Consider the following 20050-nt stretch of genomic DNA (forward strand, 5'->3'; position numbering starts at 1 on the left):
GGAGTCGGTGGTGTGGCTGAACGTCCAGGAAATTCCCCAGGCCACGGCTGCCGAGAACACGCTGCAACTGGCGGTACGCCAGCGGATCAAGGTGTTCTTCCGCCCAGCAGGCCTGAACGGTGAAGCCAGCCAGGCCCCCGAGCAACTGCAGTGGCAGTTGGTGTCCCGGGCCGGCAAGACCGAGCTCAAAGTGCGCAACCCTGGCAACTATCACGTGTCCATGAGCGACGTGAAGCTGGGAAGCGACGTGGCCGTCGAATCCGTGATGGTCGCCCCTGGCGACGAGAAGACGTTCAGCATCCCGCGTCCGATCTCCTCGGGCTCCGTCGAGCTGTCGTTCTCCAGCATCAATGACTACGGCGCACAGGTGCCTTACTCCGCACGGCTCTCGGCCGGCAGCTCCGCGGGCACCTCGGCAAAGCGCTCCGACCGGGCTTCGTAACGGCCCCTCCCCCCAATCCTCTGGTTCACCTCTGGCGGGCGTCACAGGCTCCTGCACGGCGCCGCTCATTCAGCGGGGGTGAACCAGGCTATTCGCAGGCATTGAGAAATGAGCAATTGGCCCAGTCAAACCTTGGGGCAGTGCGCGCGGTTGGCCGCTGCCGACCGGCAGCCCCCGTCGATGATACGCCCCAGCAGACTCGCGCTAGCCATTGCCCTGGCTCTTCCCTCGATGGTATTCGGCGCCGAGCATCCGGAGCCGCTGCTGGTGGAAGAACCGCAGATCGAGTCGTTCAATACCACCTTTCTGAAAGGCGCACCTTCCGCAGTCGATTTGCAGAACCTTCTGCAGGCGAACAGCGTCCTGCCCGGCAACTATCGGGTTGACCTTTACACCAATGGCGTACTGGTCGGCCGCCGGGACATCGACTTCCTGCGCAACCCGCAAACCAGTGTCGTCGAGCCCTGCCTGAACTTCGACTTGCTGCAGCTGTTTGGCATCGACATGGCCAAGCTGATAGAGCAAGGCAAGCTCAGCCCCGAGGTGGCCGATACCTGCCTTGACCTGGCGACGCTGATCGACCAGGCCGTGCTGCGCTTCGACTCGACCCGCCTGCGCCTGAACGCCAGCATCCCCCAGGTCGCCATGCTCCGGGGCCGTCGTGGCTACGTTGATCCGGCGCTCTGGGACAACGGCGTCAACGCGGCCTTCGTCAACTACCAGTTCAATGCCAACCGGAACCGGGATGACTACGGCCGGCAGACTGCCAACAACCTGGGACTGCGTAGTGGTATCAACCTCGGTTCCTGGCGCCTGCGCAACGAATCCAACTATCGGACCGGCACCGGCCGACCGAGCACCTTCAAGAGCAACCGCACCTATCTGCAGCACGACGTCACCCGCCTCAAGGGGCAGTTCACCCTGGGCGAGATCTACTCCGATGCCGACCTGTTCGACAGCGTGCGCTATCGCGGTGTCAAGCTGGCTTCGGACGAAGCCATGCGGGCGGACAGCGAACGCGGATACGCGCCGGTCATTCGCGGCGTCGCGGAAACCAACGCGACGGTGGAAATCCGCCAGAACGATTACATCCTCTACTCCACGACCGTTTCACCGGGTCCGTTCGAGATCAGCGACATCTACCCCACCGGCTCCAACGGCGACCTGGAAGTCACCATTATCGAAGCGGATGGCCGCCGCCGAGTGAGCCGGCAGGCCTTCTCCAGCCTGCCGACCATGGTCCGCGAAGGCCAATTGAAGTACAGCGTTTCGGCCGGTGAGTTCAACAGCAACAGTGATGACCAGCAGACGCCCGGGTTTGTCAGTGGTACTGCGGCCTATGGCGTGAGCAGCAACCTGACCGGCATTGTCGGCGCCCAGGCTACCCAGGATTTCAACGCCGTTTCGGTCGGCGCCGGCCGCAACACTTCTCTTGGCGCTGTGTCAGTCGACCTGACCCACTCAGCCAGCAAGGTGCGGGGACTTTCCGCGCGTGGTAACAGCTTGCGGGCGCTGTACGCCAAAACCTTCACCGGTACCGATACCAGCTTCACCCTGGCGGCCTACCGCTATTCCACCGAGGGCTACCGGACACTCTCCGACCACGTCCAGGAACTCAGCAGCGGCATGCCGGCTACCAGTGGCCGCTCGAAAATCCGCACCGACCTGACCGTCAACCAGACCCTGGGGCAGCGCCAATACGGCAACCTCTACATCAACGCCAGCGACGAGCGCTACTGGAATCGCGGGGGCTCGCGCAGCTACTCCGCCGGCTACTCGAATGGCTGGCGCGACGTCAGCTACAGCTTCAGCGTGAGCCAGACCCGCAACATCGGCGCCTCTGGCCAGTCGAACGACGACACCCAGTTCAACCTGTCCGTCTCCTTCCCGCTGGGGTCGAGGCCACGCGCGCCACGTGCCTATGTCTCGACCACCAGCCAGAAGCACAGCGACAGCACCCAGGTCGGGGTTAACGGCTACCTGTCCGATGACAACGATACGTCCTACTCGGTGCAGGGCAGCAAGAACAGCGGCAGTGGCAGCTCAGCCTCGGCCAGCCTGAACAGCCGCACGTCGATGGCGGACATAACCCTGGGTTACAGCAAAGGAAGCGGCTATACGGCAGAGAGCCTTACCCTGGCCGGCTCCGTTGTCGCCCATGCCGGCGGGATCAACCTCGGCCAACCGGTGGGCGAGACGTTCGCCCTGGTGGAAGTCCCCGATATCCCGGGCGTTGGCGTCAGCAACTACAGCGGTGTGAAAACCGGCTACAACGGCTATGCGGTAATGCCCAACGCCCAACCCTACCGGGTCAACTGGATCACCCTGGACACTCGCAACCTTGGCGGCGAAATCGAAATCGACAACGCCACGCAGCAGGTGGTACCACGCCGCGGCGCTATAGTCCGGGCCCGGTACGAAGGGAAAAAGGGTCGTCGCGTCCAGTTCCAGCTGTTCGACAGCCTGGGCAAGCCTATTCCGTTCGGCGCCTCGCTGGAGGATGCCAGTGGCAAGCAGCTCGCCATCTCAGACCCGAGCGGACGGGCTCTGGCTCTGGTCGAAGAGGAGCAGGCCACGCTGACCATCAAGTGGAGCGGCAACCAGTGTTCCGCAGCCTACGCGCTCCCACCGCAAGACCAGGCCAGCAACTACCAGCGCTATCGCCTCACATGCCAGCGCTGAGCCGTGGTACCTAGCTCTCCCGACGCGCAGTGAGGTCATTGCGCCGGGCAAACTCGATCAACTCCAACAAGGAGCCCAGGTTCAGCTTCTGCTGGATACGGGTCTTGTAGGTGCTGACGGTCTTGTTGCTGAGCAGCATCCGTTCACCGATTTCCTTGTTGGAAAGTCCCGTTGCCAGGTACTGGAGCACCATCAACTCCTGGTTGGACAGACGCTCGACCAGTTCGCCCTCGCTGAGGCTAGGCAACTGGCCGCCATTCAACGTGCTGGAGGGGAAGACGGTGAAGCCGGCACTTATAGCGTTGATGGCGGTCAGCAGGTTCTGCAGATCCTCTTCCTTGCTGACAAACCCCTTGGCACCCGCCAGGAAGCAGCGCTGGGAAAAACTCTCCGCCGGCTGGGACGTAAGCACCAGCACATGACTGTCGAGGCCCAATGCGCGAATTCGCGAGATGACATTGAGCCCATCGAGACGCGGAATCCCGATGTCCAGGATGACGATATCCGGCTCGTGCTGGCGGATCAGTTGCATGGCGTCGACACCATTGTCCGCCTCGCCAACGACGTCCATCCCGTTGCGTTCCAGCAACATGCGGACGGCCATGCGGATGACAGGATGATCATCGACGATCAGCGCACTTCTCATTGCAACCTCGAATCCAGTGGGGCAGGCGCCATTGGCGCCGCCCTTGATTACGGCTCCGAATCGGATACCGATGAAATTTCCTACACTCCCACAGGAAGAGACGCCTAGCTGAGGGTACTTCGTCCTCAGTAACTTGGCTGCTCTCCCAATCCCTGTCGAGCCCACCATGAAAAACTTCAGCATTCTGGTTCTGGAAGACGAACCATTCCAGCGCCTGATCGCAGTGACTGGCTTGCGGCAACTGGGGCTCGAACAGATCCATGAGGCGGCTGACGGCGCCGCGGCCCTGGCCCGACTGAATGCCTGCGATGGCGTCGACATCGTGATCTGCGATCTGCGCATGGCAGGCATGGACGGACTGGCCTTCCTGCGCCATGCCAGCCAGGCGGGCACTGTCCGCTCGGTCATTCTCAGCAGCGAGGTGGAGCCTGAGTTGCGCCAGGCGACGATCTCCATGATCCGCTGCCTGGGATTGAATTTCCTGGGGGACCTGGGCAAACCCTTCGATATGGGCCGCGCCGCTAACCTGATTGCGCGGCATACACCGCCACCACTCGAAACCGCGCGCAATCCGGAGTTCATCGATCCACCAAGCCTGGACGAGATTTTCCGAGGCCTTGAGCAGGGCGAGTTCGAAGCCTGGTTCCAGCCCAAATTCCACCTTGAGAGCGAGGCGATGCAGGGTGCTGAAGTCCTGGCCCGCTGGCGTCATCCACAGCGCGGCGTGCTCCCTCCTTCCCAGTTCCTGCCGGCCATGGAGGTCCATGGACTGATCGACCGGTTGTTCTGGCAGCTCCTCGCGCAGGGCCTCACGCTGCAGCAGGATCTTGCCCGCCACGGACAACGCGTAAACCTCGCCTTCAACCTCCAGCCCCAGCAATTGAGCGACCAGGACCTCGCCGACCGCGTCGGAAGGGCCCTGGCAGGCGCCGGCTTGCCTGGCGAGGGGCTGACCTTCGAGCTCACCGAAACCGGCCTGCTGGAAGCCCCGGCGGCCAGCCTGGAAAGCCTGGTGAGGTTGCGCCTGCTGGGCTGCGGCCTGGCCATGGACGACTTCGGCGCCGGCTATTCCTCGCTCGACCGGCTCTGCGAGCTGCCCTTCAGCCAGATCAAGCTGGATGCCGCCTTTGTCCGCAAACTGATCAATCAGCCCCGCAGCGGCGCCATCATCAGCAGCGCCGTTGCGCTGGCCGATGCCATGGACATGACGCTGGTCGTGGAAGGAGTGGAAACCGCCGAGCAGCGCGAACGACTGGTGTCGCTGGGTTGCCGGGTGGCCCAGGGCTACCTCTTCGCCCGTCCACAGAACCGCGACGATTTCTGCACCCTGCTGTCGAGCACATTCACAGCGGGGTCTCACTGATCGTCTGCCGCTATCCGCGCCGCCAGCGCCCGCTCCAACTCCAGCATCGCCTGTCCCAGCGCCTCAGCGGTTTCCTGCAACGCCGCCGGCTCCAGCTTCGACGCTCTGCAGGTCTGTTCCAGATTTACGCAGGCCGCGATCAGCGGCGCAGCCTTGACCACCTGGGCGGCACCTTTGAGCCGGTGCGCAAGCTCCAGCAAATTCGGCACATCACCCTGATTGGCCAGGTCGTGCAGCGGTTTCAGGTCACGACGATTGGTCTCCAGCAGCTCGTTGACCAGGTTGCGGATCAGCGCCGGATCACCACCGGTCAGGGGCGCCAGCGGGGCCAAGTCGAACAGCGCGCTTTCGCTCGCGCCATCCGCTTGCACAGCAGGCGATCGGTCCTCGATCGCCGGTGCACCGCCCGACGCAGCACGCAGCTTCTCCTCCAGCACATCGAGGCCGATGGGCTTGATCACACAGTCGTCCATGCCCGCCTGAATGGCCCGCGCGACTTCCTCGGGCTGGGCGTCGGCAGTCAGCCCTAGAATCAGCGTCGGGGCACCAGGTCGCTCGCGCTCATCGTTGCGAATGGCACGCGCGAGCTCTGCACCACTCATGCGCGGCATGTGGCAATCGGTGGCCACCACGTCGAAATGCCGGGTCCGCCACAATGCCAGGGCTTCATCGCCGTTCTCAGCCTCCACGACGTCATGTCCGAGGAAGCCCAACTGCTGGGCGAGAATCTGCCGGTTCACCGGGTGATCATCCACCACCAGCACGCAAAGCCGGCGCTGTGCCTGCACGCGCGCAGCCACGGTGGCGACGGGTTCGGCGACCGGGTCAAGGCGATGCAAACGCAGCTCCACATCAACCCGCGTGCCCTTGCCGGGGGAACTGGTGAGCGTCAGGCGCCCGCCCATCATTTCGCAGAGCGAACGGCAGATAACCAGCCCCAGCCCCGCGCCTTCCGTCTGGCGATAGCCACGCTCCACCTGGGCGAACGGGCGGAACAACCGGCTCAGGTCCTCCTCGGAGATGCCGATGCCGGTGTCTTCGACACTGAGGCTCACACGCAACAGGCCGGGCTCCGTGTCTTCACCATGAATCTGCAAGCGGACACTACCCTCGCGGGTGAACTTGATCGCATTGCTGACCAGGTTCGACAGGATCTGCTTGAAACGCATGCTGTCCACCAGCACATCGCCCTGGATGCTGGAGTCGATATCGAGCACCAGGTTCAATCGCTTCTGTCGTGCCAAGCCATCGAACACGCGCGCAACGGACTCCACCAGTTCACGCAGATTGGCCCGCTGTGGCGCGAGGCTGAGGCGACCGGATTCGATACGAGCGATATCGAGGATGTCGCCGATGAGCACCAGCAGGCTGCGTGCAGAACCATAGGCGACCTCGATGCTCGAGCGGTCGATGGGCTGCTCCCCCGCGCGCTTGAGGGCGAGCTCGAGGATGCCGATCACCGCGTTCATCGGCGTGCGGATTTCGTGACTCATGGTTGCCAGGAAAGTGGTCTTGGCGCGGCTGGCCTCATCGGCCAGGTTCTTCGCCGCTTCCAGCTCCTGTACCAGCTGCCGGTGCTCGGTGATATCGAGCCAGCCGCAGATAACACCTTTCACGACGCCAGTGGAGTCCTGGAAGGGCTGCACCCAGTGATCGATCCAGCGTGTCCGTCCATTCAGAGACACCGAGCGCACGCCCTGGAGCATCCGGCCTTCCGCCATGGCCTGGCGATAGAGCTGCGAGAACTCCGGTGCAGATTCGAAACACTCGACGGGCAGCGCTTCCACCGTCAGCCCACGCACCTGCGCCAACTCAAGCCCAACGCTGGACAGGTAGCTGCGATTGCAGGACAGCAGGCGCCCTTCGCTGTCCCGCACATAAAGCGGTGGCGGCATGCTGTCTGTCAGCGTCTCGATGAAGCGCAGTTCGTCATTCAGCTGCCGTTCCGCGGTCTTGCGAAGGTGTACTTCACGACGCAGATAGAGAACCCAGCCCAGTACCAGCAGCAGCACCAGCACCGCACCAATGACGATGCGCTGGATCAGCGTGCCGTAGTCCCTCCAGGTCTGCGGACTCATCCCCGGGTTGCCACGCCAGCGGTTGGAAATGGCATTCAGCTCATCCGGTGCGAGGCTGGCCAGGGTCTTGTCGAGGATGCTGTGCAACTCGGTATCGGCACGGCGCACGGCGAAATTGGCGGTTACCGGCTCGATGCCGGCCAGGCCCGCGATCGCCAGACGCCCGGGGAAAAGCCGCGTGATGTAGTAGCGCGCCGTGGTCACAGGAACCAGAGCGTTATCGGCCCGCCCGGCCGAGACAAGGTTCATCGCATCCAGGTAGGAGTCAGCATCCACCGGTTGCATGCCGGGGTAGGCCGCTTTCATTTCTGCCCGGGCGACATTGCCCTTTCCCAGCGCGAGCCGCAGGCCGCTGCCATTACCGGGCACCGGCGCAGAGCTGCCCGGGCCCGCGCGCGCCACCAGCACGAAAGGGACGCTGGAGATGGGCCGGGAGAAGCGCAGATGCGTCTCCCGATCCTTGCTGGCCGCGAGAATCGCAAGGTCCGCGTCCCCATTCAACAGACTGTCGATCTGCTTGGCGAAGCCACCAGCCCGGCTGACAGCCTCGAATCGCAGGCCAGTTCGCAGGGACGCCGTTTCCAGTAGATCAGCCGCGATGCCGCGGAATTGCCCGTCGTCGTCGAAGAACGCCAGGGGCGCCAGATCGTCGTCGACCACCAGGCGCACCAACGGATGGCGTTCGATCCAGCGCTGCTCCTCCGTGGACAACGGCAACCGCTCGCTGACTGGTGTCAGGCCGCTCCCCACCCAACGCCGCGAAACCTCATCCAGACGTGCACGGCCAACCGCGCGCAGGGCGGCATCGATGCCACGCAACAGGCGCTGATCGCGCTCACGCAGGACGAAGGCGACGCCGACATCGGGGTGCTCGACGAAACGGTCGAACTTCACCAGGCCGTAGAAGCTGCGGTTGAGCTGGAAATACACCGGCACGACATCGCCAAGGAGCAAATCAGCTTGTCCGAATGCCACGGCCGCCATGCCGTCTTCCACGGACTTGGCGACAACCTGTTGCGCACCGGGAAAGCGCTGGCCCAGCGACTGGTCGTGGCCGGGCACCAACGCGATGCGCAGCCCGTCGAGGTCAGCGGGGAATGTGCGCGCGTCGTCGTAGCGTCGAAACAAGGCCAGTCGGTCGGTGGAGAAAGGCAGGCTGCGGGAAACCGCGTGTCCCTCGCCGTCCTGCCCATCACCCACGAACAGATCGATATCGCCGTCAGCCAGGGCACGCAGCAAGGCCGGGCGGTCGGAATACTGCCGCAGCGTGATCCGCATCCCCAGCCACTGCCCGACGAGGGCGGCGGTATCGGCGGCAATGCCTTCGTAGCGGCCATCTCGCTGGATGATCTCCAGCGGAGCCGTGCCATCGCCAGCCACTCCCAGCACCAGATCGCGCTTTTGCCTGAGCCAGTGCCAGTCCTCTTCCGTGATGGCCAGGTCCTGCTGGTCGACCACCAGTTGGCTGGACAGGGATAAACGATGGACCTCCTGCCCGGCGTGGGCGCCGGTGCCAACCAGGGCCAGGCAGAATGCGATCCAGCCGAGCCGCACAATTGATCGGGAGATAGAAAGAATGGGCACCTGGCCTGCCTGCTTCGCGGAATTGAAAGAACAGAACATTAGTTGAAAGAGGGCCCCTGTGTAGCGTCTGAGCCCACCGCAAGAAAACCGCCTACATAGCCTGTAGGAAAGTTCCTAAACGACCGATCAAAAGAAAAACCACCAATATACTTCTCAGCCTGCAGATTCACTGATTGCTTCGAGTCGCCCCCTATGACGGAGCGGCACGTTTCAAACTTGGTGAAAGTTAGTACGCAGTACTCGGCGTAGTCCGAAGAACAACTTGCTCAATTCTGAAGAAGTTTTCAGAGCAAGCCAACTTGACTTCCTACGCTTCCGAAAAGTTGGACCATCTGCCCCATAGGGCAGGCCTGGCCAGCCAATATCGATGAACCCAGCTCCCAACGGCACCCTTCAGAAGGCCGCGCGCCCTCCGTACTCATTGGGAAACCTGATAAGGAGAACCAACGAATGAACAAGGTATTGCTGATCGACAACCAGCCGATGCTCCGCTTTGCAACTCGCGTACTACTGGAGCGCGAGGACTACGATGTAGTCGGCGAAACGGAAAGTGGTGTCGAAGGCCTGAGCATGGCCCGATCACTGCGGCCCGATCTGGTCGTCCTGGATATCGCCATTCCAAAACTCGACGGCCTGGAAGTCCTCGGACGGCTCAGCGCCATGGACTCCAATCTCAAACTGCTGGTACTCACGTCCCTGCCAGCGTCGCTCTATGCCAACCGCTGCCTCCAGGCCGGCGCCACGGGCTATCTGTCCAAACAGGAACAGGCGGTCAGCCTGATTTCCGCGGTGCGTTCGGTGCTTTCCGGCTACAGCCTGTTCCCCAGCACGGTGCACCTGCCCGGCACGTCACAGCCCGGCGAGGCCAATGACAGCCAATTATTGGAATGCCTCTCCGACCGCGAACTGGCGGTGCTGCAGAACCTGGCCAACGGCAAGAACAACCAGGAAATCGCCAAGCAGTTGTTCATCAGCCACAAGACGGTCAGCACCTACAAATCCCGCTTGATGGACAAACTGAAGACCCGCAACCAGGTCGACCTGATCGATTTCGCCCGCCGCTACGTAATGCCCACCCCCTGAGCATCCCTCCCCCACGGTCGACGCCGCCTCAACGAGGCGGCGGCAGACCTATCACACAGCCCACATGACGAGGCCGCGGCAGCTCGCAATGAGCCGCCGCAATGGCTTCGACCCGAGCAGCCACAGGCGCAGCCAAGGCCGCCGAGCGTGAGGCCCCGGCATCCACGTTCATCAGCATTTGCTCGCTGGCTGCCAACAGCTCCTCTCCACCGGACAGGTACAGCCCATGGTGAATGTGCAGCCGCTTGGCGTCATGGCCGAGCAGTTGCGTGCGCACTTCCACCCCAGCCCCCAACTTTACTTCCGCCAGGTAATTGAGGTGGCATTCCAGGGTGAACAGCGTATGGCCGGTGGCGGCACGACCTTGTTCGTCGAGGCCGATCTCGTCCATCAGCGCATCGGTGGCGTAGCTGAAAATCAGCAGGTAGAAGGCATCGCGCAGGTGGCCGTTGTAGTCCACCCACTCGGGCAGGATGGCAGTGCGATAGGTAGTCAGGGCGTGGCTCATGCAGAAGCTCCCAACGAGGCGCCCTCTCCCCGAAGAGAGAAGGCGCCGCTACGGAGTGGCGGGAAGATTGAAGGTCAGTCGGCAAAGGCGAAGCCGTGGCTGGCCTTGGTCTCCCTGATGGCACCGAGTACCGCCAGGAGGGCGTCATCGCGGTAGCGCTCCAGCTCGGCGATGCTGCGCGAGCCCTGTTGTTCGGCAGTGCCCTCCACCACTCGGTCGATCAGGGTTTCGGTGAGTTCCGGGGCCGGCAGGTAGGTCCAGGGCAGCTGCAGCGCCGGGCCGAACTGCGCCATGAAGTGGCGCATGCCGGCGTTGCCGCCCGCCAGAGTGTAGGTCAGGAAGGTCCCCATGAAGGACCAGCGCAGGCCGGCGCCGAAGCGAATGGCGTCGTCGATCTCGCCGGTGCTGGCCACGCCGTCGTTGACCAGGTGCAGCGCTTCGCGCCAGAGGGCTTCGAGCAGGCGGTCGGCGATGAAGCCCGGTACTTCCTTGCGCACATGCAACGGACGCATGCCCAGCGCGGTGTAGATCTCGATGGCGGCCTGAACGGCTTCCGGCGCGGTTTTCTCGCCACCCACCACTTCCACCAGCGGCAGCAAGTAGACCGGGTTGAAGGGGTGACCGACAACGCAGCGCTCCGGGTGGCGGGCGTCGGCGTAGAACTCACTGGGCAAGAGGCCCGAGGTGCTGGAACCGATGATCACGTCAGGCCGCGCCGCCGCGCTGATCTTCGCATGCAGGTCGAGTTTCAGATCGAGGCGCTCCGGGGCGCTCTCCTGGATGAAGTCGGCGTCGCGCACGCATTCTTCGATGGTCTCGACGAAGCGCAGGCGCGCCTGGGAGGCGCCAGGGGCCAACCCCTGTTTCTGCAGCGCCGGCCAGGCGTTGGCGATGCGGGCACGCAGGGCGGCTTCGGCGCCGGGGGCCGGGTCCCAGGCGATGACATCGAGGCCGTGGGCCAGGGCGCGGGCGATCCAGCCGCTGCCGATGACGCCGCTGCCGAGCGCGGCGAAGGTCTTGATCTGGGTGACGAAGGACATGGAGGCTCCTGATCATGTAGCCCGGATGCAATCCGGGGTGGTCGTCTGGTACTTCCCGGCGGTCATCCGGGCTAAGAAACCTGTGGGAGAGGGCAAGGCGCGAATCTGGCCACCCTCACCCCCGGCCCCTCTCCCAGAGGGAGAGGGGAGAAAAGCTAGCGGCGCTTGAGGTTCATCTTCTCGCGTCCCTCGGCCGGGGTCAGGGCACGTCCGCCGAGGCGCTGGATGATCTCGATGGCACGTTCTACCAACTGCCCGTTGCTGGCGTGCACGCCGCGGTCCAGCCAGATGTTGTCTTCCAGGCCCACGCGTACGTTGCCGCCCAGCAGCATCGCCTGGGCGACCATGGGCATCTGCATGCGGCCGATGCCGAAACCGGCCCAGGTGCAGCCCACAGGGAGGTTGTCGGCCATGGCCTTCATGGTGGTGGTATCAGCCGGTGCGCCCCACGGGATGCCCAGGCAGATCTGGAACAACGGGTCGTCCAGCAGGCCTTCCTTGAGCATCTGCTTGGCGAACCAGAGGTGGCCGGTGTCGAAGATTTCCAGCTCGGCCTTGACCCCGAGCTCGGTGATGCGTTTGGCGCCGGCACGCAGTTGTGCCGGGGTGGAGACGTAGATGAAGTCGCCGTCGCCGAAGTTCAGGGTGCCGCAATCCAGGGTGCAGATTTCCGGCAGCAATTCCTCCACATGGGCCAGGCGCTCCAGCGGGCCGACCAGGTCGGTACCCGTGCCGAACTCCAGGGGCTGCTCGCCCTTGCCAATCTCGAGGTCACCGCCCATGCCGGCGGTGAGGTTGATGATGATGTCGGTGTCGCTCTCACGGATGCGTTCAACCAGCTCGCGGTACAGCGCCACATCGCGGCTGGGCTTGCCGGTCTTCGGGTCGCGCACATGGCAGTGGGCAACCGTGGCGCCGGCCTTGGCCGCCTCGATGGCGGCAGCGGCGATTTCCTTCGGGGTGACGGGAATGGCCGGGTGCTTGCCGACGGTATCGCCGGCGCCGGTAACTGCACAGGTGACGATGACTTCGTAGTTCACGGTTGTTTCATCCTTCTGCGAGGCGATCGGAAACCGCGCGCGGCGAACCGCGCACGTGGCGTTGCGTTGAGTTACTTGAGGGTGGCGAGAGCGCTGTCTATGCCACTCTTGCCGTCGAAGGTGGTCACACCGGCGAGCCAGCCCTTGACCACTTCAGGATTGGCTTTCAGCCACTCGCGGGCGACCTTGGCCGGGTCCTTGCGATCCATGATCGGCTGCATCAGCTCCGCTTCCTGCGCGCTGGTGAAGCGCAGGTTGGTCAGCAGGCGGTCGGCGTTGGGGCAGCGCTGGGCGAAGTCCGGCGCGCTGACAGTGGAGACGGTGGCGGCGCCATCGTTGGGGCCGAACACACCCTCGCTGCCGGTCAGGTAGGTGATGGGCATCTGGATGTTCATCGGGTGCGGCTTCCAGCCAAAGAACACCACCGGTTTGTTGTTCTTCACCGCGCGCTTGACTGCGGTCAGCATGGCGGCCTCGCTCGACTCCACCAGTTTGAAGCCACCCAGGCCGAACTGGTTGGTATCGATCATCTTCTGGATCGCGGTATTAGCGCCGGAGCCGGATTCGATGCCGTAGATCTTGCCGTCCAGCTGGTCCTTGAACTTGGCGATATCAGCGAAGGTACGCAGCCCCTGCTCGGCGGTGTAAGTGGGCACGGCCAGTACGGCGATGGCATCGCTCAGGGAAGGCTCTGCGGCGACCTTGACCGACTTGGATTCGAGGAACGGCTTGATGTTGTCATCCATGATCGGCTTCCAGTAGCCGAGGAAGACATCGACCTGCTTCTTCTGGATGCCGGCGAAGATGATCTGCTGTGATGCCTGGGTCTGGGTGGTCTGATAGCCCAGGCTGCCGAGCAACTCGTTGGCGACGGCGGTGGTGGCGACGACATCGGTCCAGCCGACCACACCCACGCGGATCTTCTGGCAACTGGCGTCTTCGGCGGCGAATGCGGCGGAACTGGAAAGGGCGAACAAACAGCAACCAGCGAATGCGGTGAGACGTTTCATTGATGCTCCCCTTGCGGCCAAACGGTTCATGTATTTGTTGTGCAGGAGCCGGGGGCGACTCCTTCCGTTTTCGGGCGCCACTTCAACCCGATGGACACAAATTACGCAGCGCCGAAGCGCCCGATTCGAACTAAAACGACTACCTGTTGAACAGGAGCGACCACCTTTCTTGCGCGCATGGGCACAGTGCCTTTTAGTGCGTTATCGCCTTCGCGGAAAGCGCCCATGCCCCAGACCTTCAGCTTCCTCCTGTTGCCAGGCTTTTCCATGATGGGCCTGATGTCGGCAGTCGAACCCTTGCGGGTCGCCAACCGATTTCGCGGCGAGCTGTACCGCTGGCGCCTGCTGAGCCTGGATGGCGGCCCGGTACCGAGCAGCAACGGAATGTCGCTGAACGTGGATGGGGGGCTGGATGCACCGCCCGAGGCCGACTGCCTGTTCGTAGTGGCCGGTTTCGATCCCCTGGCCAGCTTCGGCCCACGCCTGGCTCACTGGCTCAACCGGGCCGAACGCGAGGGGCTGCGACTGGGTGGCATCGACACGGGCAGTTTCGTGCTGGCCGAGGCCGAACTCTTCACCAGCCAGCGTCTGACCCTGCACTGGGAAGCCATTGAAGCCTTCCACGAGCGCTACCCGGCGCTCTGCGTCACCCAGGAACTCTTCGAAATCGATGGCCGGCGCATCACCAGCGCCGGCGGCACCGCCAGTCTCGATCTGATGCTCACACTGATTGCCCGCAGCCACGGTGAAGCCCTGGCGCTGCAGGTCTCCGAGCAGTTCGTACTGGGTCGCATCCGCACCCAGCAGGACCACCAGCGCATGCAGATCGCCAGCCGCTTCAACGTGCATAACAAGAAACTGGTGCAGGTGATCGGGGAGATGGAGCGGCACAGCGAAACGCCGCTGAGCTCACGCGAACTGGCCGAATTGGTGAGCGTGACTCCACGCCAGCTGGAGCGGCTCTTCCGTCTGCACCTGAAGGAAACGCCGTCGAACTTCTACCTCGGCCTGCGTCTGGACAAGGCCCGCCAACTGCTGCGCCAGACCGACATGAGTGTGCTGGAAGTGGCACTGGCCTGCGGCTTCGAATCCTCTTCGTATTTCTCCCGCGCCTACCGCACGCGGTTCGCCACTCGCCCGAGCCAGGACCGGCATGAGCACCCGGACCAGGAGCCTGCTCGCCAGCTGGGCTGAGCGACAAGGAACCTGCGGGGCACTGGTTTGTTGTAGGGGCGAATGAATTCGCCCCTACAGGTTTTGCCGCAAGCTGCGGGCGCGCAGCGCTACACCGCCCTCCCCTGCTCCGCCAGCGCCTCCTGCACCAGGGGGTGCAGGTTCTCTCCATGGTGCTCCACCTGCCAGGCCATCAGCTCGATGCGCATGGCCGGCGTCCAGAAGCTCTGCAGGTGGGTACGGACTCCCTTCACCGCCTGGTCCTTGTCCGGCTCGGTGGCGAAAAACTGGGCGATCTGGTTGGCCATCTTGATCAGGTTGTCGGTGCTCATCGGCGTACCTCGGCTTTCTCGGTCCTGCGGCGCTCCTTGAGCAGGCGCCGCTGTTCGTCACTGAACTCCTGATAGCGTTTCTGCCATTCGGAAGGCTGGTAGACCCGCGTGACCTCCACGGCGGTGACCTTGTATTCCGGGCAGTTGGTAGCCCAGTCGGAGTTGTCGGTAGTGATCACGTTGGCCCCCGATTCGGGGAAGTGGAAGGTGGTGTACACCACCCCCGGCGCGACTCGCTCGCTGACCCGGGCGCGCAACACCGTCTGCCCCGCGCGACTGCCCACACCCACCCAGTCACCTTCGTGAATGCCACGGCTCTCCGCGTCGGTCGGATGGATTTCCAGGCGGTCCTCTTCGTGCCACGCGACGTTGTCGGTACGCCGCGTCTGGGCGCCGACGTTGTACTGGCTGAGGATGCGCCCGGTGGTCAGCAGCAGCGGGTAGCGGTTGTTGACCTTCTCCTCGGTGGGCACGTAGCCGGTGAGCATGAAACGTCCCTTGCCACGCACGAACGCCTCGATGTGCATGGTCGGGGTGCCATCCGGGGCGGCCTCGTTGCACGGCCATTGCAGACTGCCATGGCGGTCCAGTTCGGCGTAGCTGACCTTGGTGAAGGTCGGCGTCAGCCGGGCGATCTCGTCCATGATCTCGGACGGATGCTTGTAGTCCATCTTGTAGCCCAGGGCGTTGGCCAAGGCGACGGTGGCTTCCCAGTCAGCCTTGCCGCCCAGCGGGTCCATCACCTTGCGCACGCGGGAGATGCGCCGCTCGGCGTTGGTGAAGGTGCCGTCCTTCTCCAGGAAGGAGCTGCCCGGCAGGAACACATGGGCGAACTTGGCGGTTTCGTTGAGGAAGATGTCCTGCACCACCACGCATTCCATCGCCGACAAAGCGGCGGTGACGTGCTGGGTGTTGGGATCGCTCTGGGCGATGTCCTCGCCCTGGCAGTAGAGCGCCTTGAAGGTGCCACCGAGGGCCGCCTCGAACATGTTGGGGATGCGCAGGCCCGGATCGGGCTGCAGGGTCACACCCCAGGCCTGTTCGAACTGGGCGCGTACCGTGTCGTTGGAGACATGGCGGTAGCCCGGCAATTCATGCGGGAAGGAGCCCATGTCGCAGGAACCCTGGACGTTGTTCTGCCCACGCAACGGGTTCACGCCGACACCTTCGCGGCCGATATTGCCGGTGGCCATGGCGAGGTTGGCGATGCCCATCACGGCGGTACTGCCCTGACTGTGCTCGGTGACGCCAAGACCGTAGTAGATCGCCGCGTTGCCGCCGGTAGCGTAGAGACGGGCAGCCGCGCGGATATCGTCAGGCGACACACCGCAGACCGGCCCCATGGCCTCCGGCGAGTTCTCCGGCTTGCCGACAAAGTCGCGCCAGCGGGCGAAGTCCACCGGTTCGCAGCGCGCGTCGACGAAGTCCTGCTTGACCAGTCCTTCGGTGACGATCACATGAGCCAGGGCGTTGAGCATGGCGACGTTGGTGCCCGGCCGCAGCGCCAGGTGCAGCTCAGCGCGAGCATGGGGGGAATCCACCAGGTCGATGCGGCGCGGGTCGATGACGATCAGTCGCGCACCCTGGCGCAGGCGACGTTTGAGCTGGGAGCCGAACACCGGGTGGGCGTCCGTGGGGTTGGCGCCGATCACCAGGACCACATCGGCCTGCATCACCGAGTCGAAGCTCTGGGTGCCGGCCGACTCGCCCAGGGTCTGCTTGAGGCCATAGCCGGTGGGCGAGTGACAGACGCGGGCGCAGGTGTCGACGTTGTTGTTGCCGAACCCGGCGCGCACCAGCTTCTGCACCAGGTAGGTCTCTTCGTTGGTGCAGCGACTGGAGGTGATGCCACCGATGGAATCACGCCCGTACTTGAGCTGGATGCGACGGAACTCACTGGCCGCGTAGGTCACCGCCTCGTCCCAGCTGACCTCCTGCCAAGGATCGTCGATCTGCTTGCGGATCATCGGCTTGGTGATGCGGTCCGGGTGGGTGGCGTAGCCCCAGGCGAAGCGTCCCTTGACGCAGGAATGGCCGTGGTTGGCCTGGCCGTTTTTGTCCGGGACCATGCGCACCAGCTGGTCGCCCTTCATCTCGGCGCGGAACGAGCAGCCGACGCCGCAATAGGCGCAGGTCGTGATGACGCTGCGCTCCGGCTGGCCCATCTCAACCACGCTCTTTTCCATCAGCGTGGCGGTCGGGCAGGCCTGCACGCAGGCGCCGCAGGACACGCATTCGGAGTCGAGGAAGTTCTCGCCGCCGGCCGCTGCCACGCGGGACTCGAAGCCGCGTCCGCTGATGGTCAGGGCAAAGGTGCCCTGGGTTTCCTCGCAGGCGCGTACGCAGCGGTTGCAGACGATGCACTTGCTCGGGTCGTAGTCGAAATAGGGGTTGGAAACGTCTTTTTGCTCGTCCAGGTGGTTGGCGCCGTCGTAGCCGTAGCGCACTTCGCGCAGGCCCACCTGGCCGGCGACCGTCTGCAGCTCGCAGTTGCCGTTGGCCGAGCAGGTCAGGCAGTCCAGCGGGTGATCGGAGATGTACAGCTCCATCACGTTGCGCCGCAGGGTGGCGAGCTTGGGCGTCTGGGTGTGGACCACCATGCCCTCTGTGACAGGCGTCGTGCAGGACGCCGGGTAGCCGCGCATGCCATCGATCTCCACCAGGCACATGCGGCAGGAGCCGAAGGCTTCCAGGCTGTCGGTGGCGCATAGTTTGGGAATGGTGGTGCCGAGCAGCGCGGCGGCACGCATCACTGAGGTGCCGGCCGGCACCGTGATCTCGCGGCCGTCGATGCTCAGGCTGACCTGCACCTCGCTTTCGCGGGCAGGCGTGCCGAGGTCGATGTCGCTGGCGGGGTCGAAGAGATTGATCATTGGTCGGCCTCCGGGGTCTTCAGACCGAAGTCGGCAGGAAAATGCTTGAGGGCGCTGGTCACCGGGTAGGAGGTCATGCCGCCGAGGGCGCAGAGCGAGCCGTACTGCATGGTGTCGCAGAGATCCTTGAGCAGGAGCACCTGCTCTTCGCGGGCCTCGGCATCGGTGGCCGCCAGCAGGCGGTCGACCACTTCCACCCCGCGCGTGGAGCCGATCCGGCAGGGTGTGCATTTGCCGCAGGATTCCTCGGCACAGAACTGCAGGGCGAAGCGCGCCATGTGGGCCATGTCCAGGCTGTCATCGGCCACCACCACTCCACCGTGGCCGAGCATCGCGCCCATGGCGGCGAAGGCTTCGTAATCCAGCGGCGTATCGAATTGCGACGGCGGCACCCAGGCACCCAGCGGCCCGCCCACCTGGGCGGCCTTCAGCGGCCGGCCACTGGCGGTGCCACCGCCGTAGCCTTCTACCAGTTCCCGCAGGGTCAGGCCGAAGGCGCGCTCGACCAGGCCGCCGTGGCGGACGTTGCCGGCCAGCTGGAAGGGCATGGTACCCAGCGAACGGCCCATGCCGAAGTCACGATAGAACTGCGCGCCTCGGGCCAGGATGACCGGCACCGAGGCCAGGGTGAGCACGTTGTGCACCAGCGTCGGCAGGCCGAACAGGCCCTCCAGCGCCGGCAACGGCGGCTTGGCACGGACCACGCCGCGCTTGCCTTCCAGCGAATCCAGCAGTGCAGTTTCCTCGCCGCAGATATAGGCACCGGCGCCGACCCGCACCTCGAGGTCGAAGGCACGGCCACTGCCGCCGACGTTGGCGCCGAGATAACCGGCTTCGCGGGCGATCTCGATGGCTGCGCGCAGGGTTTCGACCGACTGCGGATACTCGGAACGGACGTAGACGTAGCCGAAGCTGGCGCCCACCGCGAGGCCGGCGATGGCCATGCCCTCGATCAACAGGAAGGGGTCGCCTTCCATCAACATGCGGTCGGCGAAGGTGCCGGAGTCGCCTTCATCGGCGTTGCAGACCACGTACTTCTGTCCGGCTTTGGCCTCACGCACGGTGCGCCACTTGATGCCCGCCGGGAAGGCAGCGCCCCCCCGGCCGCGCAGACCGGAATCCAGCACGGCAGCGACGGTTTCCTCACCGCTCAGGGCAATGGCACGGGTCAGTCCCTCGAAACCGCCCTGGTCGCGGTAGTCGTCCAGGGACAGCGGCCGGGTAATGCCGGCGCGGGCGAACAGCAGACGCTGCTGGCTTTTCAGATAGGGCAGTTCCTCCACCGGCCCCAGTGCCTGCGGATGGGCGCTGGCATCACCTTGCAGGGCATCCATCAGGGCGGGCACGTCTTCAGGTGTCAACGGACCGAAACCAAGGCGGCCTTCAGGCGCTTCCAGCTCCAGCAGCGGCTCCAGCCAATAGAGGCCACGGGAGCTGGTGCGGTGCAGTTCGATCGGCAGCTGCCGGCGCTCGGCTTCGCGGACCACGGCCTCGGCCAGCTCGTCGGCACCTACGGCACGGGCCACCGAATCGCAGGGGATGCACAGCCTCAGCATGAGCCTTCCTCCAGGCAACCCTTCACCAGCGCACTCAGACGCTCGGGGGTGAGCCGCGCATGCAATTGACCGTCCAGCTCAAGGGCCGGCGAGCAAGCGCAGGCCCCCAAGCAATAAACCGGCCGCAGGCTTATCCGTCCGTCGGCACTGGCGCCATGGTCGTCCAGCTCCAGGTGCTCGCGCAGCTGCGCAGCCAGGCGCTCGGCGCCCATGCTCTGGCAAGACTCGGCGCGGCACAGGCGCAGGATATGGCGCGCCGGCGGCGTGGTGCGGAAGTCGTGGTAGAAACTGACCACCCCGCGCACCTCGGCCAGGCTGAGGTTGAGGGCGTGGGCGATTTCGGCAATGGCGACGTCGGGAATGTACCCGGCGCCTTCCTGGATGGCGTGGAGGATCGGCAGCAGGGCACCGGGGGTGTCCTTCTCGCGCTCCAACACGCTGTGGATCAGGGGCAGGTGAAGCGTCTCATCAGGCATACAGCGTTCCTCTGCTTCACGAACGACAGGCTGAAACCGGTCGTCCGGAGGTCTCGGCTGCGACTCACCCACCACGTCACGGAGGCGTGGCCTTGCTGGTGGCCGTCCCTGCATCCCGGCCGGGCGTCTACGCGCACTAGCCCGGGGCATTCGGGGAGCTTGCC

General features: G+C 64.4%; 15 protein-coding genes. 5 read left to right on the plus strand and 10 right to left on the minus strand.

Features of this window, described 5'->3' with window-relative positions; translation table 11 throughout:
• Positions 1-442: molecular chaperone (locus tag FFS60_RS24340; protein ID WP_171016569.1), on the plus strand; the 442-nt coding region annotated here is incomplete at its 5' end.
• A 231-nt stretch (positions 443-673) separates the two neighbouring features.
• A complete protein-coding gene (locus FFS60_RS24345; RefSeq protein WP_256658141.1) occupies positions 674-3124 on the plus strand; it encodes a fimbria/pilus outer membrane usher protein in 2451 nt (816 codons plus the stop codon).
• A 10-nt stretch (positions 3125-3134) separates the two neighbouring features.
• Here FFS60_RS24345 and FFS60_RS24350 read toward each other — a convergent pair whose 3' ends face one another.
• Positions 3135-3770 (minus strand): response regulator transcription factor, encoded by a 636-nt coding sequence (locus tag FFS60_RS24350; protein WP_137823414.1) that lies wholly within the window; start codon positions 3768-3770, stop codon positions 3135-3137.
• A gap of 166 nt (positions 3771-3936) precedes the next feature.
• Here FFS60_RS24350 and FFS60_RS24355 point away from each other — a divergent pair, with 166 nt between their 5' ends.
• On the plus strand, positions 3937-5133 hold the full coding sequence (locus tag FFS60_RS24355) for an EAL domain-containing protein (RefSeq protein ID WP_137823415.1): 1197 nt from the start codon (positions 3937-3939) through the stop codon (positions 5131-5133).
• Here the strand turns inward: FFS60_RS24355 and FFS60_RS24360 are convergent.
• Complete coding sequence (locus FFS60_RS24360) at positions 5127-8795, minus strand: ATP-binding protein (RefSeq protein WP_256658142.1); 3669 nt, start codon at positions 8793-8795, stop codon at positions 5127-5129. The two genes, FFS60_RS24355 and FFS60_RS24360, sit on opposite strands and share 7 nt — an antisense overlap.
• Positions 8796-9245: 450 nt before the next feature.
• On the opposite strand from FFS60_RS24360, the gene FFS60_RS24365 reads away from it, so the two are divergent.
• Positions 9246-9878, plus strand: coding sequence for a response regulator transcription factor (locus FFS60_RS24365; protein WP_028630417.1), 633 nt, complete (start codon positions 9246-9248; stop codon positions 9876-9878).
• A 28-nt stretch (positions 9879-9906) separates the two neighbouring features.
• Here the strand turns inward: FFS60_RS24365 and FFS60_RS24370 are convergent, their stop codons facing one another.
• From FFS60_RS24370 to choX, 4 genes are all read right to left on the minus strand, one after another.
• Entirely contained in the window at positions 9907-10386 is a 480-nt protein-coding gene (locus tag FFS60_RS24370; protein WP_137823417.1) for a thioesterase family protein, read from the minus strand.
• Positions 10387-10460: 74 nt separating this feature from the next.
• Complete coding sequence (locus tag FFS60_RS24375) at positions 10461-11426, minus strand: L-carnitine dehydrogenase (protein WP_028630415.1); 966 nt, start codon at positions 11424-11426, stop codon at positions 10461-10463.
• Positions 11427-11581: 155 nt separating this feature from the next.
• On the minus strand, positions 11582-12466 hold the full coding sequence (locus FFS60_RS24380) for a 3-keto-5-aminohexanoate cleavage protein (RefSeq protein WP_137823418.1): 885 nt from the start codon (positions 12464-12466) through the stop codon (positions 11582-11584).
• A gap of 71 nt (positions 12467-12537) precedes the next feature.
• Positions 12538-13476 carry a choline ABC transporter substrate-binding protein gene (choX, locus tag FFS60_RS24385; protein ID WP_137823419.1) on the minus strand — a complete coding sequence of 313 codons (939 nt, stop codon included), beginning with the start codon at positions 13474-13476 and terminating at the stop codon, positions 12538-12540.
• A 225-nt stretch (positions 13477-13701) separates the two neighbouring features.
• Here choX and FFS60_RS24390 point away from each other — a divergent pair, with 225 nt between their 5' ends.
• Positions 13702-14670: a GlxA family transcriptional regulator gene (locus FFS60_RS24390; RefSeq protein WP_028630412.1), complete on the plus strand. Its 969-nt coding sequence runs from the start codon at positions 13702-13704 to the stop codon at positions 14668-14670.
• Between the two features lie 89 nt (positions 14671-14759).
• Here the strand turns inward: FFS60_RS24390 and FFS60_RS24395 are convergent, their stop codons facing one another.
• The 4 genes from FFS60_RS24395 to FFS60_RS24410 are packed head-to-tail and all read right to left on the minus strand — an operon-like array spanning position 14760 to position 19886.
• Entirely contained in the window at positions 14760-14981 is a 222-nt protein-coding gene (locus tag FFS60_RS24395) for a formate dehydrogenase subunit delta (protein ID WP_137823420.1), read from the minus strand.
• Complete coding sequence (fdhF, locus tag FFS60_RS24400) at positions 14978-17854, minus strand: formate dehydrogenase subunit alpha (RefSeq protein WP_137823421.1); 2877 nt, start codon at positions 17852-17854, stop codon at positions 14978-14980. Before fdhF ends, FFS60_RS24395 begins: the two co-directional genes overlap by 4 nt.
• Positions 17851-19410, minus strand: coding sequence for an NADH-quinone oxidoreductase subunit NuoF (locus FFS60_RS24405; RefSeq protein ID WP_137823422.1), 1560 nt, complete (start codon positions 19408-19410; stop codon positions 17851-17853). The genes fdhF and FFS60_RS24405 overlap by 4 nt, the downstream gene beginning before the upstream one ends.
• Entirely contained in the window at positions 19404-19886 is a 483-nt protein-coding gene (locus tag FFS60_RS24410; protein ID WP_028630525.1) for a formate dehydrogenase subunit gamma, read from the minus strand. The genes FFS60_RS24405 and FFS60_RS24410 overlap by 7 nt, the downstream gene beginning before the upstream one ends.
• Positions 19887-20050 lie beyond the last annotated feature (164 nt).

It is taken from the genome of Pseudomonas sp. D(2018) (assembly GCF_005502555.1).
Lineage (GTDB): Bacteria > Pseudomonadota > Gammaproteobacteria > Pseudomonadales > Pseudomonadaceae > Metapseudomonas > Metapseudomonas resinovorans.